This window comes from Microlunatus elymi, from assembly GCF_007362775.1.
In the GTDB taxonomy this organism is placed as follows: domain Bacteria; phylum Actinomycetota; class Actinomycetes; order Propionibacteriales; family Propionibacteriaceae; genus Microlunatus; species Microlunatus elymi.
Genome location: NZ_CP041692.1, coordinates 614,353 through 629,056, shown reverse-complemented (window position 1 = coordinate 629,056; position 14,704 = coordinate 614,353). Strand labels below are relative to the sequence as shown.

Annotated in this window: 15 protein-coding genes and 2 tRNA genes; 10 read left to right on the top strand and 7 right to left on the bottom strand. The window is 64.2% G+C overall.

The annotated features are described in order from the left end of the window. Nucleotides 1–157 precede the first annotated feature (157 nt). Complete coding sequence (locus FOE78_RS02735; RefSeq protein ID WP_143984960.1) at nucleotides 158–640, top strand: NUDIX domain-containing protein; 483 nt, start codon at nucleotides 158–160, stop codon at nucleotides 638–640. Nucleotides 641–652: 12 nt separating this feature from the next. Here the strand turns inward: FOE78_RS02735 and FOE78_RS02730 are convergent, their stop codons facing one another. From FOE78_RS02730 to cutA, 3 genes are all read right to left on the bottom strand, one after another. Beyond that, nucleotides 653–1,609 carry a glycosyltransferase family 4 protein gene (locus FOE78_RS02730; protein ID WP_143984959.1) on the bottom strand — a complete coding sequence of 319 codons (957 nt, stop codon included), beginning with the start codon at nucleotides 1,607–1,609 and terminating at the stop codon, nucleotides 653–655. Nucleotides 1,610–1,832: 223 nt separating this feature from the next. Then, a complete protein-coding gene (locus FOE78_RS02725; RefSeq protein WP_143984958.1) occupies nucleotides 1,833–2,837 on the bottom strand; it encodes a helix-turn-helix domain-containing protein in 1,005 nt (334 codons plus the stop codon). A gap of 39 nt (nucleotides 2,838–2,876) precedes the next feature. Beyond that, nucleotides 2,877–3,239: a divalent-cation tolerance protein CutA gene (gene cutA / locus FOE78_RS02720; RefSeq protein WP_143984957.1), complete on the bottom strand. Its 363-nt coding sequence runs from the start codon at nucleotides 3,237–3,239 to the stop codon at nucleotides 2,877–2,879. Between the two features lie 138 nt (nucleotides 3,240–3,377). Here cutA and FOE78_RS02715 point away from each other — a divergent pair, with 138 nt between their 5' ends. The 7 genes from FOE78_RS02715 to FOE78_RS02685 all read left to right on the top strand — a co-directional run bounded on the left by FOE78_RS02715 (nucleotide 3,378) and on the right by FOE78_RS02685 (nucleotide 8,999). Then, nucleotides 3,378–3,755: a hypothetical protein gene (locus tag FOE78_RS02715; protein ID WP_143984956.1), complete on the top strand. Its 378-nt coding sequence runs from the start codon at nucleotides 3,378–3,380 to the stop codon at nucleotides 3,753–3,755. Beyond that, on the top strand, nucleotides 3,752–4,207 hold the full coding sequence (locus FOE78_RS02710; RefSeq protein WP_143984955.1) for a hypothetical protein: 456 nt from the start codon (nucleotides 3,752–3,754) through the stop codon (nucleotides 4,205–4,207). The genes FOE78_RS02715 and FOE78_RS02710 overlap by 4 nt, the downstream gene beginning before the upstream one ends. Nucleotides 4,208–4,210: 3 nt before the next feature. Then, complete coding sequence (locus FOE78_RS02705; RefSeq protein WP_143984954.1) at nucleotides 4,211–4,411, top strand: hypothetical protein; 201 nt, start codon at nucleotides 4,211–4,213, stop codon at nucleotides 4,409–4,411. A 125-nt stretch (nucleotides 4,412–4,536) separates the two neighbouring features. Further along, on the top strand, nucleotides 4,537–5,895 hold the full coding sequence (locus FOE78_RS02700; RefSeq protein ID WP_168207340.1) for an FtsK/SpoIIIE domain-containing protein: 1,359 nt from the start codon (nucleotides 4,537–4,539) through the stop codon (nucleotides 5,893–5,895). A gap of 44 nt (nucleotides 5,896–5,939) precedes the next feature. After that, on the top strand, nucleotides 5,940–7,418 hold the full coding sequence (locus FOE78_RS02695; RefSeq protein ID WP_210414769.1) for a replication initiator: 1,479 nt from the start codon (nucleotides 5,940–5,942) through the stop codon (nucleotides 7,416–7,418). Between the two features lie 76 nt (nucleotides 7,419–7,494). Continuing rightward, complete coding sequence (locus FOE78_RS02690) at nucleotides 7,495–7,776, top strand: helix-turn-helix domain-containing protein (RefSeq protein WP_143984952.1); 282 nt, start codon at nucleotides 7,495–7,497, stop codon at nucleotides 7,774–7,776. A gap of 8 nt (nucleotides 7,777–7,784) precedes the next feature. Beyond that, nucleotides 7,785–8,999 (top strand): tyrosine-type recombinase/integrase, encoded by a 1,215-nt coding sequence (locus tag FOE78_RS02685; RefSeq protein ID WP_143984951.1) that lies wholly within the window; start codon nucleotides 7,785–7,787, stop codon nucleotides 8,997–8,999. 88 nt (nucleotides 9,000–9,087) lie between these two features. Here FOE78_RS02685 and FOE78_RS02680 read toward each other — a convergent pair. Beyond that, nucleotides 9,088–9,178 (bottom strand) — tRNA-Ser (locus tag FOE78_RS02680). A gap of 241 nt (nucleotides 9,179–9,419) precedes the next feature. Between FOE78_RS02680 and FOE78_RS02675 the strand changes: the two genes are divergently transcribed. Further along, nucleotides 9,420–11,060, top strand: coding sequence for an LCP family protein (locus FOE78_RS02675; RefSeq protein ID WP_143984950.1), 1,641 nt, complete (start codon nucleotides 9,420–9,422; stop codon nucleotides 11,058–11,060). A gap of 231 nt (nucleotides 11,061–11,291) precedes the next feature. On the opposite strand, the gene FOE78_RS02670 is transcribed toward FOE78_RS02675, so the two are convergent. The 3 genes from FOE78_RS02670 to FOE78_RS02660 form a co-directional block, all read right to left on the bottom strand. Beyond that, complete coding sequence (locus tag FOE78_RS02670) at nucleotides 11,292–11,735, bottom strand: hypothetical protein (RefSeq protein WP_143984949.1); 444 nt, start codon at nucleotides 11,733–11,735, stop codon at nucleotides 11,292–11,294. 75 nt (nucleotides 11,736–11,810) lie between these two features. After that, a tRNA-Ser gene (locus FOE78_RS02665) sits at nucleotides 11,811–11,899 on the bottom strand. Between the two features lie 113 nt (nucleotides 11,900–12,012). Continuing rightward, nucleotides 12,013–12,984 (bottom strand): NAD(P)H-quinone oxidoreductase, encoded by a 972-nt coding sequence (locus FOE78_RS02660; RefSeq protein ID WP_143984948.1) that lies wholly within the window; start codon nucleotides 12,982–12,984, stop codon nucleotides 12,013–12,015. 441 nt (nucleotides 12,985–13,425) lie between these two features. On the opposite strand from FOE78_RS02660, the gene FOE78_RS02655 reads away from it, so the two are divergent. After that, on the top strand, nucleotides 13,426–14,655 hold the full coding sequence (locus tag FOE78_RS02655) for a Gfo/Idh/MocA family protein (protein ID WP_143984947.1): 1,230 nt from the start codon (nucleotides 13,426–13,428) through the stop codon (nucleotides 14,653–14,655). The last annotated feature ends 49 nt before the right edge of the window (nucleotides 14,656–14,704 follow it).

The window sequence follows — 14,704 nt, the reverse complement described above, 5'->3', positions numbered from 1 at the left end:
GCCCAGGTATCGATTGAAAGAACTCGCATACGGCCCATGAATCGCGACGGTGGCGGTGGCTCCACTCCGCCGGGTTCCCTCCACGGCAACTATCGCACAGATTCGGTGAACTCGCCGCAGCATCGAGCCTGTGCACGGATTGTGAGATAGTTCCGACATGCCGTGGTCTAAGTACATGTCCGATATCCGTCAGCTGATCGGTGATCGACTGTTGCTCACTCCCGCTGCTGGCGCATCCATCTTCGACAAGGATGGAAGGGTCCTGCTGCTCCGCCACGCTCATGATGGGCTGTGGGCCACTCCTGGGGGAGGGATGGAACCTGGCGAGTCGCCCGAGGCGGCCGCTCGGCGTGAGGTGTACGAGGAAGCGGGGTTGAATCTTCCGCAACTCGATCTGATCGGCGGATTTGGAGGCTCAGATTTCGAGGTGAACTACGGTGGTGGCGCGATTACCGCCTACGCGGTGTTCATGTACGCGTGTGTTGCAGAATCGTCTGAGATATCCCTGCAGAGGGACGAGGTTACAGAATCTGGCTGGTTCACAGAGAGCGACTTGCGCGAAACACTGCGCGTTCCGTCCGATATGAATCAGATACTTCCGGTTGCTTTCGCATGGTATCAACGGGTGCATTGCGCCTGAGTGAGCACGCGTCTATTCTTGACCGAAGCGATATTCAATGTCTACCAGGCTGCGTGTGAACCGGCTACGGAATTCTATCCAGATTTTCTCGAAGCGGCTGCGCGCTTGGGCGGAACGGGCTTCGCGCTCGTCACCCGACATCGCGAGGGCACGGCCCACAGCCAACTCGAGCGAGCCTGAGTCGACGTCGTATAGAGTTGCCAGGCCCGAGGTTCGCTCCGTCTTTGACGCGCTCACCGGAAGTCCTCCGGAGTTCCTGAGGGTTTCTCGAAGCGGCTGACAGGTGCTGAAGAGGGTGATCGCGCCCGCCGCCAGGGCCTCCACCGCATAATGTCCCCACCCTTCGGTCTGCGATAGGCAGAGGTGGAAGCTGGCCCCACTAAAGAGCCGCTCAGTGAACTCGCTACTTCGGTAGTTTGGCGACAGTATCCGGACATTAGAGCGATTCCAACTGTCCCCAAGGAGCGAAGATACGATGGTGACGAGCGGCCACTCGGGATGGTTTGACCACGCCTGAGCAACGAGTTCGTCCTGTCGCAGTGGGCTCTTACCTGAGAGAGACAGAAATGACACTGGCTTGTGTGGGTCAACCGAGCAACCGGGATCGGCCGACGCGAAGCCTATGTAGTACGAGTTTGCTCCCATCCCCTTAAAGATCTCGTGGGCCTCGCGCGTCTTCGCAAAGATTGCCCCGATGCTGCTGATGGACGACGACCACTTCAGCTTGAACCATTCAGGGTTCGGAATGAATATCGACCTTGCATTCCGGATCTCTTCTGGAAGCACCTCAAGGTACACATGCAGGCTGTCTTCCGACCGGGAGTAGTCGGGGATCGAGTACGCATTGGCGCTTGAGTTGTATCGCATCGGAGCGATCGTGCATTCACGCCCCAGCGAACGCATCATCGCGCGCACAATGTGTGCGTCCTTCAGTAAGCCACCACGCACGGTTGGCACGTAGATGGTCACGCGCTGACTTGCGTTCACAGTATGCTCTGAAGCGTTCACTGATTCCTGCCTGTGGCCACGGGCGAAGGCGTCTCTCCGACTTGATCGCTGAGACAGCCAACTTACTGAGTCGAGGTCCGGCGTTGTGCATCGGGGCTGGGGTCGGCTCCTGCCGTTGTCTGCTCGATGCAGGATCCGGTGCGGACAACTGTCCACGTTTGAACGGTTGTCTCACGAAGGCGGGCTACGCAACCGCGGTTTCTGCCCGTGTGAGCGCGTTTCGGTACTCGGCCGACCACTCGGCTTTTCGCCAGCTTTCGGGAAGCTGATCCAAGCCGGCACGCAGACTGTCAGCGGCCAGTGAATAGTTTCCGAGCCCGAGATGCGCGAGGCCGATCGGAAGTCGGAGCCAGGCTGGCGTGAGCCAGTAGTACCGAGTTGAGACGTTGCCTGAGCGCTCACCGACCGACGTCGAGAGGTCGTCAGCCATTGCGAGCAAGTTCTGCGCGCCCTTGTGGTCTCCGAGCAGCCCGAAGCCGTGGACCGCTTGCACTGCCGCGTCGACTCGGTGGAGGTCGGAAGCTCCTGGTGTCTCGTAGGCGGTCATGAACCAGCGCACGATGCCTCTGGCGTTGCCTTTCCGGCGCTCGATGTAGCCGCGGAAGTTGTAGCTTTGTGACGCCAGGTCCGGGGCGCCCAGGTCGAGCGCGTCGCGGGCGGCATCGGTCAGGAGTTTGCTGCCTCGGGTGTCGTGGCGGACCTGACCGTTCATCCATCCGGCGAACTGGCACCACTCGGTGGCGACCAGTCGTAGCGCTGATGCGTGGGGTCCTCGCGCGTTGCGGGCAAGTGCCTGCACCATCTCGAGATGTCCTTCCACGGTGGGAAGAAGCATGGGAGCTGGCAACGTGTCGTCGAGGTGGCGTTGTTGCTCCAGCATGCGTCCGAGTGATTCGACTGTCTCTGCATCAACCGACGTCGGTGCAGCCAAGGCGTGCGCTATCCGGTTGGTCGCGTCATCGTCGGTGTGGCTCTCGACCACGAGTGCTGAGAGCGCCCCATCGGCTTCGAGTGCTTGGTCAAGGTAGCCGGCCATCTCTGCGGACGGGCGCCGTCGGCCGGTTTCGTATTCGCTGATCTGGCTCTTGCTGACGTAGGCCGCTAGGCCGAGCTCGCGGAGCGACAGACCGCGAGCGGCTCTGAGTTCCCGCAGCTGTACTCCGAACGACGGATCGACAATCCGTGTCACGGTCTTTCCCTTCTGTCGAAGGGACCGCAGGGTGCGGTTCTACCCGGTGGCCCCGGTTCCCGATGTGGGGTTGGTGTCCGTGCTAGTCGTTTCGTCTCGCATCCACTTCAAATAGTCGTCCAAGCCACCGACAACGGGGACAGCCACGACCTGCGGCGTGTCGTAAGTGTGCAGGTCGACGACCCGTGCTGTGAGTTGGTCGAGTAGGTCGGTCCGTGTCTTGAATTCGGCGCGCCATTCCTCGGCGGTTTCTGGTTTGCCGTCCCACCAGTAGGTCGAGGTGATCGGCCCGTCGATCTGGGCGCAGGCGGCGAGACGTTCACCCACGATCGTGGTGACGACGTCCTGAGCTGCGGCGCGGTCATCGAAGGTCACGTGTACTTGGCAGAACTCTGCAGTCATGCGACTCAGCGTAGGGCCGCATCCTGACGTGGCGCAGTAGTGCTTCGTGACACCGGACAGCGAACCCCTGTTGCAGACGACCGGACGAACCAACAGTGGTTCACATCAGGTCCGACGAGAACGACGGGAAGGTTCACGATGAGCACGAACATTGGGACCGCGTTGCCGGTTCATACTCATTCCGACTTGTGGCAGGTCGAGGTGATCGGCCTCGGCGAGACACCGAGAGAACGCGAGAAGGCTTCACCAGAAGGCGAAGTCACCTACTCGACGGGCTGCATCCTGCGGATGCGCCGCAAGGACGGCACGATCGCTGCGGACAAGGCGGCGTCGGTGAACGTGATCAAGCAAGCGGCGATCTACGAGCTGGGCGTGATTTACAAGGCGCAGGGCCGAATCTACGTGCAGCCGTGGGAATCCAACGGCCGGATGACCTTGTCGATCACGGTCGAGGGTCTCGTTCCTGCTGATGCGACGGCCGGCGCCTCACGGTCGTCGAAGTCTGAGGCGGCGTGATCATCATGTCCGAGAACGTGAGTGTCACGGTCGCCGGCCTGCGGGCGTGGGCTCGTGACTCGTACGCCGAAGAGGCGGCGGTCGAGTTGTTGGCTCGGTCGTTCGGCGGTCGGTTCGTTTCGACTGGCTGGCCGTGGGTGCAGCCGTGTGATCGATCCGGTTGGTTCTGGCTGAACCCGGATGCGATCTGGACCGGCGCTGGCGCGCTGTCGGGTGGCGAACGCCGCCTGCTGAACGTCGTCGCAGCGCTGATCGGCGGCCAGCCGCTCACTGATCTGGGCGGTACGCTCGCGGGCCTGGATCGGCAGCATCTGGCGCTGGTCCTAGCCGCGTTCGCCCATGCTGGCGGGTCGCACGAACACGCCCAGATGATCATGACCGCAGATGGTCAGCCCAGCTTCGAACGGCCGGGTTCGCTGATCAGCTGGCCAGCCGCGGTCGAGGCGGTGTGAGCGATGTTGAGCGCTGTCGCTGTCGCCGTCCTGCTCGGGGCGCTGATCGTGTTCATGATCAAGTCCAAGATCCTGCGGATCGGCGGCGCTGTGGTCTGTGTCCTGTTCGGTCTGGTGATCGGCGTGACACCGGTCGGAGATCCGGTGCAGCAAGCGCTGAACGCTTCGGGGGCGTGGCTGTGGGAGCAGGTGACGCAGCTATGAGCCCGACTCCATTCACGCGCGGCCGAGCGACCGACATGGCACCGGTCCCAGTACGCACAAGGTCCGTCCGGGTCAGCCTCGCGATTGTCGTGGGGGTCTGGATAATCCGGCGCCTGGTCGGCGTGATGATCACCATCGCGCGAACTCCGCTGCTCCTGGCCGCCACGGTCGTGATCATCGGCCTGGCCGTGTTGTGGTCGCGGTTCGGCCTATTGCCGTCGAGCTTGGCCAGCCTGCTGATCATCGGGGCCCTGGTGGGCTGGTGGCTGCGGTCGCCTGCCACGTTCACGCGGACAGTTGGCGACCGCGCTCGAAGTCTGGGGCGTTGGCTGTGGACGTATCGGCGCTACTGGCAGCCGGCCATGGTCACCGCGAATCTGGCCCAGCACCGCGATGGCTCCGAACAGCTACCGGAACTGCTCGGGGTGGCCTCGACGCGCTCGGTCGACCGGGTACGCGTACGGCTATTGCCCGGCCAGACGCTCGATGATTGGGCCGAGATGGCGCATCGGCTGGCGCAGACCTTCGCTATCGACTCCTGCCGGGTCCACTCGACCACCGACGTGCAGGTGATCGAGATCTGGGCGCTGCGGCGTGACCCACTCACCGACACCGTCGCACCCGTCGAGACGGCCGGGATGGACCTGGGCGGGCTCGAGGTCGGCCGGGCCGAGGACGGGGAACCGTTCCGGCTCGGTCTGCTCGGTCACCACGTCCTGGTCGTCGGGGCAACCGGCTCCGGGAAAGGCTCGGTGATCTGGTCCACGCTCACCCAGCTCGCGCCTGGTCTGGTCGATGATTCGGTGCGCTTGTGGGTGATCGACCCCAAAGGCGGAATGGAACTCGCCCCTGGGCAGGCCCTGTTCGACCGCTTCGCTCACGGCGCCTCAACCATCGATGCCGATGGCGTCGGGCTGTGGGAGGAATCCTTCGCTGAGCTGCTGGAGGACGCCGTAGCGGTGATGCGAGACCGGCAGGATCGGCTCCGTGGTCGGACTCGGCTGCATCGGCCGACCCCGGGTGATCCGCTGCTGGTGATCATCATCGACGAACTTGCCTCCCTGACCGCTTACGTGTCCGATCGCGGGGTCCGGAAACGGATCGACGCCGCGCTGTCGCTGCTGCTGTCGCAAGGCCGAGCCGCTGGCGTTTCGATGGTCGCTGCGGTGCAAGATCCACGCAAGGACACCATCCCGGTCCGCGATTTGTTCCCGACCAGGATCTGCCTGCGGGTCACCGAGCCCGAACATGTCACCCTCACGCTGGGTGCCGGGATGCGAGCCAAAGGTGCCCACGCTGAACGGATCCGGCACGACCTCCCCGGTGTCGGATTCGTCCAGGTCGACGGACTGCCCGAACCGACACGGGTCCGGTTCGCCCACATCACCGACGACGACATCTCCCACCTGGTCACCAAGATCACCAACAGAGCGAGCGCGGCCGGTGGTCAGAGATTGCAGGCGATCGAGAGTGCTGCGGCATGATGCTCTCGACCTTCGCCGAAATCACCAACGACATGGTGTACGACATGGCGATCGTGGCCAAGGTCTGTGTACGGCCCCTTCTGCGCCGAGTGTTGGACCGGACGACTGGCGTCGAGGAAGTCGTTCCGATCCCCTGCGGCTCCACCTTGGAGAGCGTTTGTCCTTCCTGTGCACACAAAGCCCGGGTGTTGCGGATGCACCAGTGCGCCGAGGGATGGCATCTGGGCAGCGAACCCGAACGCGATTCAGAGATCGATCATGATCAACACGAGGACGCTGACGCCGACGATCAGGGTAAGGACTCCGATTCAGATCGTCGGGTGCGGTCGACACGTCGCCGGCCGGATGTAGTTGATCTTCCGCGCGTCCCTGCTGATGACCGCACGATCGGGCGAACCTTTTGCAGCAGGGATGGTCAGCAATACCGGCCCTCGATGTTCCTCACCTTGACACTGCCGTCATACGGGCCGATCACCGATGGCGTCCCCAGCCAGCCCGACTCGTACAACTATTGGCGGGCAGCCATGGACGCACTGTTGTTTCCGAAGCTGGTCGATCGGTTCTGGCAGAACCTGCGCCGGTGCGCCGGCTACAAGGTCCAGTACTTCGCCGCGATCGAACCTCAACAACGGCTCGCGCCCCATCTGCATGCCGCGATCCGGGGCGCGATTCCCCGCCACCGGCTTCGCCAGGTCATCAAAGCGACCTATGTGCAGGTGTGGTGGCCGCCTTGTGATCGGCCGGTCTACATGCACCGCACACCGGTCTGGGATGGCAGCGGATACATCGACGCCGACACCGGCAAGGCGCTTCCAACATGGGAGGAAGCCGTTGACGCCCTGGTCGACGACTCCGAGGCCAAACCGGCGCATGTGATGCGATTCGGAACCCAGGCAGACATTCGCGGCATCATCGCTCCATCCGAAGAAGCCGATCGGGCGATCCGCTACCTGACCAAGTACCTCACGAAAGCCATCGCAGAGCCGATCGTCGATTCAACTGCTGCTGCGCGAGACGCGCACATCGATCGGCTGCATGATCAACTGCGGTGGCTCCCCTGCTCGGAACGGTGCGCGAACTGGTTGCGCTACGGCGTCCAACCCCAGAATCCGACACCGGGCATGCGCGCTGGCCACTGTCCGAGCAAGGCACACGATCGCGAACACCTCGGCGTCGGTGGCCGCCGCGTTCTGGTCTCTCGACATTGGTCAGGCAAGACGCTCGCCGAACACAAAGCCGACCGGGCGACTGTCGTGCGCGAAACTCTGCACGCCGCTGGAATCGTGCCTCCCGAGGTCGAACGTCTTTCCGCTGATGTGACAGCACCCGACGGGCTACCTCGCTATGTGTGGACAGACACTCGACCCGGCAGCCCTGGCGAGTATCGCAAGATCATCTTCGCCGCGATCCAACAGCGGCGAGCTTGGCAACAGCAGTACGACGCCGCCAAAGCCGCGACAGATCCTGTGGAAAACCATTCGGCAAGTGATCATGGCGGGACTGACGCGGGGCCCGCCCCGTGACGCCGATCCCCGCGCACGATCAGATCTCTGAAGAACTGGCTGGGAACGATCACACTGCTGGGAAGGAAAGTTGATCATGTATGAGCTCAACGAACACCAGGTGACCAGTACGTCTGCACCCATAGATGAGTCGTGCTCGGACATCCACGTACACACGGAAATCGATGCTCCGACGCTGCTGTTGCGAATCGAGGACGCGGCTGCTCGGCTGGGCATCGCGCGCTCGATGATGTACGAGCTGGTCCGCTCCGGCGAGGTCGAGTCGGTTCGGGTCGGACGGCTTCGCCGCATTCCGGTCGAGTGCTTGGAGGAGTACGTCAGCAGGCTCCGGGCGCAGACTCACGCCGCGAGCGCTTGAGGATCGCCATGGGACGCAATCCGAACAACACCTGGTCGATCTATCTCGGGGCCGATGGCGATTGGCACGGACGGGTCTCGGTCGGGATCCGCGATGACGGGTCACCGGATCGACGCCACGTCCGCGGCCGCTCTAAAGAAGCGGTAATGGACAAGGTCCGCGAGTTGACGAAGGCGCGGGACGCCGGACACGTACCGAAAGCTGGTCGTCGGTGGACGGTCGCGGACTGGTTGACGCACTGGTTGGAATTGATCTCACGGCCGAATGTGCGCCAGCGCAGCTACGAGGCGTACCGAACCGCCGTGAACACTCATCTGATTCCGGCTCTAGGTAAGCAGCGACTCGATCGCCTTCAGCCGGAGCACCTCGAGCGCCTGTATCGGCGGATCGTGGACGGTGGTGCGAGCCCAGGCACAGCGCACCAAGTGCATCGCACTGTCCGTACCGCATTAGGTGAGGCGGTGAGACGTGGCTATGTCAGCCGTAACGTCGCCACTCTCGCGAAGGCTCCACGGGTCAAGGTCGAGCCGATCACGCCCTATTCGATCCCCGAGGTGAAGTCAATCCTGGCCGAAGCCGGCAGGAGCAGAAATTCCGCTCGCTGGGCCATCGCTCTCGCGCTGGGAATGCGTCAGGGCGAGGTGCTCGGTTTGCGGTGGGAATCGGATGTTGATCTTGACACCGGAACTCTGCGCGTTCGGAAGTCCCGACAACGCCCAAAGTATGAGCACGGCTGCGGTGAGACGTGCGGAAAGACTCCGGGTCGGTGTCCACGGCGACGCCGGATCAACGACGACGTCGACGAAACGAAATCTGAGGCCGGCCGACGCATCATCGGGCTTCCGGACGACCTGATCGCGATGCTCAAGATCCATCGGGAAGAACAGCACGCAGAACGACGATTGGCCAGACAGCTCTGGCATGAGACGGGCTTCGTGGTCACGTCTCCTTTCGGGGAGCCGATCAATCCGAACACCGACTATCACGCATGGAAGGCGTTGCTGAAGCGAGCCGGAGTCCGGGATGGCCGACTCCATGATGCGCGCCATACCGCCGCGACAGTGCTGCTGGTCCTGGGCGTGCCGGAGCGGACGACGATGGCACTCATGGGCTGGTCGAGTACCTCGATGGCGGCTCGGTATCAGCACGTAACCGATCCGATTCGACGTGATGTAGCCGAGCGTGTTGGCGGGCTGTTCTGGGCCGATGATGTGGACAATTGAGACCAAAACTGAGACCACGGCCGGTATTCAGGTTCAACGCCGGGGAACTCTCGTGTTGGAGTCCCCCGGCGTTGTGCCTGGTCAGGGGCGGAGGCGGCGGGATTTGAACCCGCGAGAGGGTTTGAGCCCTCAACCCGCTTAGCAGGCGGGCGCCATAGACCGGACTAGGCGACGCCTCCCCTTGGTCACGCCGTGGACGAGCCGACGAACGCCCGGCAAGACTACCGATTGAGGTGCGGTTGGAGCAAAAGGACCGTCGTACGCTGTGGTGTGAGCCACGTCCGGGCCTCATATCTGAGTCGTCGTGACGGCTTCGTAGTGCCGTTCTCAGCCTCGACCTTTACAGTGGTGCCGGTTTGGCCCGCGATCTGACGTGTTGCGGCCACGCCCGAACCTGTCGCCGAACAACGAGGAGTGTCCGTGCCGGACGCCGACCAGTGGAGTTGGGAGCTTCCCAAGGACGCCGAGTCGTCGGGCCGCTCCTCGCAGCCGGCCGGCCACCACGACCAGCCGGATCCTGATCATCCGCGTCCCCGTCGAGCGGCCCATGCCGCCGAGGGCGACGACTTCAGCCGTACGGTGCTGCTCACCATTGCCGGCGCCGCCGTGCCGGGCCTCGGTCTGATCGCCGCGCGACGTCGGGTGATCGGCTGGACCGTCCTCGGACTGTTCTTCGCACTGTTCATCGCCGTCGGCATCTGGGCCGCGGTCGACACCCAGGCCGTGCTGGCCGCGGCGGTCAACCCCCGACTGCTGCGCGGCGTGGCCATCGGCCTGATCGTGCTCGCGCTGATCTGGGTCGCCGTGGTCGTGATCAGCCACCTGAGCGTCGCCCGGGGTCCGATGCGACGAAGCCATCGGATCATCGCCGCAGCACTGGTCGGCGTGCTGTCGTTCGCGGTCGCGGCACCCGCCGCAGTGGCCGCCCGCTACAGCGCCGACCAGGCCAGCCTGGTCACCACCGTCTTCCACGACAGCAAGGACTCCAACAGCGCAACCCGGCCGTCCTCGGCACCGACCTCGCGCGCACAACAGAAGAATCCGTGGGCGGACACGCCGCGGGTCAACATCCTGCTGCTCGGCGGCGACGCCGGCGCGGATCGCACCGGGACGCGTACCGACACGGTGATGGTGGCCAGCATCGACACCAAGACCGGCGACACCACGCTGATCAGCCTGCCCCGCAACACGGCGCGGATGCCGTTCCCGGACGACTCGCCGCTGCACAAGTACTACCCGAACGGGTTCACCGACGGCAACGGCGACAACGCCGAGTTCTTCCTGAACGCGATGTACGACAACGTGCCGCAGACGGTGCCGAAGGACATCCTCGGCAAGACCGACAATCTCGGTGCGGATGCGTTGAAGATCTCCGTCGGTGACGCGCTCGGGCTCAAGATTGACTACTACGTCTTGATCAACTTGGACGGCTTCCGGCAACTGATCGACGCGCTCGGCGGCATCACGGTCAACATCAACACGTACGTGGCGATCGGCGGCAACACCGATCTGCACATCCCGCCGAAGACCTGGCTCGAGCCGGGACCGCATCAGCATCTCAACGGAGCCAAGGCGCTCTGGTTCGCCCGGGGTCGTTACGGCGCCGACGACTTCCAGCGGATGGATCGGCAGCGTTGCGTGGTGGACGCCATCATCAACCAGGCCAACCCGGCCACCGTGCTGACCCGGTATGAGGCGATTGCTCAAGCAGGCAAGGAAATCGTCAAGACCGACATCCCGCAGGAGGCGCTGCCCGCGTTCGTGAATCTGAGCATGCGGGTCAAGTCCGGCAACGTACGCAGCCTGGTCTTCAAGCACGGCGTGAACGGATTCTCCAGCCCCGATCCGAACTTCGACCTGATGCGTGACCAGGTGAAGCAGGCCCTCGGCGAGACCAAGAAGCCGCCGAAGAAGAAGCCGTCCAAGCCCACCGACTCGGCCAGTTCGAGCGAGGCCAGCAGCGACAGCAGCTCGTCGGCAACCCCGCAGAGCGAATCCGCCAAGGACGCCTGCGCCTGGAATCCGGAGATGGCAGCGGCGGCTCAGAAGCCCGCCGGCTGATCACTTCCGACCGATCACCCGCAGGGACCGAGGTGTAGCCGAGGCTTCCCCGTCGTACGTTTCCCCACCAGTGCGGCGATTCGTCGAAGCCCGGCCGCGGATCCGCGCACGTTTTCTCAACCCGTGCTGGGAAACGAACGCACTGACGTACGGTCCGGGCACGTATCGCAACCACGGTTGGGAAACGAACACTCCGGAGACGCACCGACCACAAGCGGGGCGACCGAGCAGTCAGAGGTCGTGGTAGCCGCGATCTTGATCAAGGCGCTCGGACAGCACCCGAGCCAGCTCGCGGAACTGGGGATCGTCCGGGCCGCGAGGGCTGTCGATCTTCAACGTCGGGCCGTCGGTCTTCTCCTGCGCCAGGTAGATCGAACGCCGGTCCCGGCTGACGGCGGTGATCTCGCTCCAGCGGGCGCGGGCGGAGCGACCGGCGCTGTGGATGCCGATGCCGTCGTCGTCCAGGACGATCTCGGTCCGGATACGCTGCCGCAGCATCGACGCCGCCACCACCAGTGCAGAACCCAGCGCGAACAGGACGATCCCGATCACGATCAGTACCGCATTGTCCCGATCGATCCCGATCACGAACAGCACCGCGCCGACCAGGTCGGCGACCGCACTGATCACCGCCGACCGAATCGGCTGAGCGGCGGTCAGCACGTACTTCTCCATCAACCCTGCATTCCCATCGAAGCCTGCATTCCATCGAGCCGGGCTCACCTCGGACGAACCGGCATCGCCTTGTTGCGGCGAGGGTGGGATTCGAACCCACGGAACGGTTTGAGCCGCTCGGCCGCTTTCAAGGCGGCTGCACTAGTCCACTATGCGACCTCGCCAGGCCTGCTCGGTACGGTGTCCACCGGCCCGGGCTCCCGGCATCTTAATCCACGCACTTGTCAGCGGCAGAAGGCGCTACAGCGCCTCGTGCCGCTGACAAGTCGGGTTTGGGTCAGGCCACCAGCAGGATCTTGCCGACGTTGTCGCCGGACTCAAGTTGGGTGTGCGCGGCCGCGGCTTCATCCAAGCTCATCCGCGTCTCCCGTACGGGTTTGATCGAGCCGTCGGCCAGGTGCGGCCAGACCTCGTCGGCGACCTGCCGGCAGATCGCGGCCTTCTGCTCGACCGGCCGGGGGCGCAACATCGTCCCGGTGACCGTGGCGCGTTTGGCCATCAGCGCGGCAATGTCCAGCGTTGCCTTTCGGCCGCCCTGCAAACCGATGATCACCAGCCTGCCGTCCATCGCCAGCGCCGTCGTGTTCGCCTCGAGGTACTTCGCGCCGATGATGTCCAAGATAACGTCGACGCCGCGCTGACCGGTGAATTCGGCGATCGCGGCAGCCCAGTCGTCGTGATAGGAAACAGCGAGATCGGCGCCGAGCGAGCGACAGTATTCGAGCTTCGACTCCGCGCCTGCGGTCGTGATCACGGTGGCGCCGAGCGACTTCGCGTACTGGGTCGCGAACGATCCGATCCCGCCCGCCCCGCCGTGCACCAGGAACGTTTCGCCGACAGCGAGCGCCGCGCGGTCGAGATTCGAGACCACGGTCGCCGCGACCTCCATCAGACCGGCGGCGCTGACAAGATCAACTCCGTCCGGGGGCGCCAGCACCTGGCCGGCCGGCGCGGTCGCGTACTCGGCATAACCGCCGCCGGAAAGCAGCGCGACGCACGGGTCTCCGGGCTGCCAACCGGCCACCCGGTCACCGACCGCCTCGATGGTGCCGGAACATTCCAGTCCCGGCAGCGGAGATGCGCCCGGCGGCACCGGGTAGCGTCCGAGCCGCTGTTGTACGTCGGGCCAGTTGACGCCCGCGGCGGCGATCTTGATCAGCACCTCGCCGGCCTTCGGACTGGGCGTCGGCACGTCGGTAACCTGCAGCACCTCGGGCCCGCCCGGTTCGGTGATGGTGATGGCACGCATGGCCTCAGTCTGCAGCTACCTCCGACCGCCCGACCAGAATCGCAGGAGGATACGCACCCATTGGTGACCCAGACAGACCGGAACCTCCTGGAATTCGCACCGGGGGCTCCCACATCCGAAGCCCGCCCCCGAACAGGATTGCAGGAGGATGGGTACCCATACGCCGACCCGGAACGTCCGGAACCTCCTGGAATCCGCGCCAAACGGGGGCTCGCAGCGAAATGAGGTCGACGAGCATCCCACGGGCAAGATCTGGTTCGAGGCGAGTGCTTGCCAAGCCGGGCCGACCTGCATTCTTCGGGACGGCGCTCGATCGCTGCAGCTAATCGTTTAGCCTTGGGTGTGCCCGTGCACGACAGCGACGGGCTGGGATCCTGATCTCGGCCCGGATCACGGGAGCGTCCGGACACTCCGGAGCAGATGGAAAGGTTGACGATGACGATGTCCCAGCAAGCAACGCCGCTCAGCAGCTCGGAACAGCCGGCCCACCGTGAGCTGTCGGTCGGCATTGTCGGATTCGGCATGCGCGCAGGGCTGTGGAAGTACGCGCACCGGCCGGACGACGACCAGCTCCCCAGCCGGGTGACGACGATCTGCGATCTCAGCGAACGCGGCCGCGGGGACGCCGCCAAGGCGCTGCCCGACGCACTGATCACCGATGACCTTGATCAACTTCTCGACGCCGGGCTGGACGCGGTGCTCGTGACGACACCCGACGATCAGCACTTCCCGGTTGCGATGCGTGCATTGAAGGCCGGCGTGCCGGTGTTCTGCGAGAAGCCGCTGGCCACCACAATCGCGCATTGCGACACCTTGCTGCAGACCGCGTACCAGACCGGTACGCGTCTCTACGTCGGCCACAACATGCGGCACATGCCGGTGGTTCGGCAGTTGCGGGAGTTGATCATCAGCGGCCGGATCGGCGAGGTGAAGACGGTCTGGTGTCGTCATTTCGTCAGTACCGGTGGAGATTTCTACTTCAAGGACTGGCATGCCGATCGCAGCCGTTCCACCGGTCTGCTGCTGCAGAAGGGCGCTCATGATCTTGATGTGATCCATTGGCTGGCCGGCGGCTACAGCAGCACCGTGTCGGCGATGGGCGACCTGATGGTTTACGGCAACATCACCGATCGCACCGATCACAGCCGTGATCGGATGTGGGACTGGTACGACAAGGGGATCTGGCCGCCGACCGAGCAGTCCGGGTTGAACGAGATCGTCGACGTGGAAGACGTTTCGATGATGCAGATGCGTCTGGACAACGGCGTGCTCGCCTCGTACGAGCAGTGTCATTTCGCGCCGGACTACTGGCGCAACTACACCGTGATCGGCACCAAGGGGCGGATCGAGAACCTCGGCGACGGTCCCGGTGACGTGATCGCGATCTGGGATCACCGGCACGACGGCCACGCCGAACCGGACGAGAAGTTGATCATTGGCGAGGGCGATGCAGGCGGCAGTCACGGCGGCGCGGATCCACGGCTGATCAGCGAATTCCTCCGCTTCGCCGTTCACGGCGGGAAGACCGAGACCTCCCCGATCGCCGCCCGGCAGGCGGTGGCGGCCGGCTGCGTGGCCACGGATTCCTTGCGCAGCGACGGTTCCGCCCGCCAGGTGCCGCAGCTGCCGACCGAGTTGATCACCTACTTCGAGGACGGCCAGCAGCGCTGACACAGCCTCACTCGATCCCGGTCCGCCGCTAGCCCACCCGCTCCCGCGC

Coding starts and splice junctions, on each gene's coding strand:
- FOE78_RS02735 (WP_143984960.1), top strand. CDS start 158: ATGCCGTGGTCTAAGTACATGTCCGATATCCGTCAGCTGATCGGTGAT.
- cutA (WP_143984957.1), bottom strand. CDS start 3,239: ATGACTGCAGAGTTCTGCCAAGTACACGTGACCTTCGATGACCGCGCC.
- FOE78_RS02715 (WP_143984956.1), top strand. CDS start 3,378: ATGAGCACGAACATTGGGACCGCGTTGCCGGTTCATACTCATTCCGAC.
- FOE78_RS02705 (WP_143984954.1), top strand. CDS start 4,211: ATGTTGAGCGCTGTCGCTGTCGCCGTCCTGCTCGGGGCGCTGATCGTG.
- FOE78_RS02700 (WP_168207340.1), top strand. CDS start 4,537: ATGATCACCATCGCGCGAACTCCGCTGCTCCTGGCCGCCACGGTCGTG.
- FOE78_RS02695 (WP_210414769.1), top strand. CDS start 5,940: ATGGCGATCGTGGCCAAGGTCTGTGTACGGCCCCTTCTGCGCCGAGTG.
- FOE78_RS02690 (WP_143984952.1), top strand. CDS start 7,495: ATGTATGAGCTCAACGAACACCAGGTGACCAGTACGTCTGCACCCATA.
- FOE78_RS02685 (WP_143984951.1), top strand. CDS start 7,785: ATGGGACGCAATCCGAACAACACCTGGTCGATCTATCTCGGGGCCGAT.
- FOE78_RS02670 (WP_143984949.1), bottom strand. CDS start 11,735: ATGGAGAAGTACGTGCTGACCGCCGCTCAGCCGATTCGGTCGGCGGTG.
- FOE78_RS02660 (WP_143984948.1), bottom strand. CDS start 12,984: ATGCGTGCCATCACCATCACCGAACCGGGCGGGCCCGAGGTGCTGCAG.
- FOE78_RS02655 (WP_143984947.1), top strand. CDS start 13,426: ATGTCCCAGCAAGCAACGCCGCTCAGCAGCTCGGAACAGCCGGCCCAC.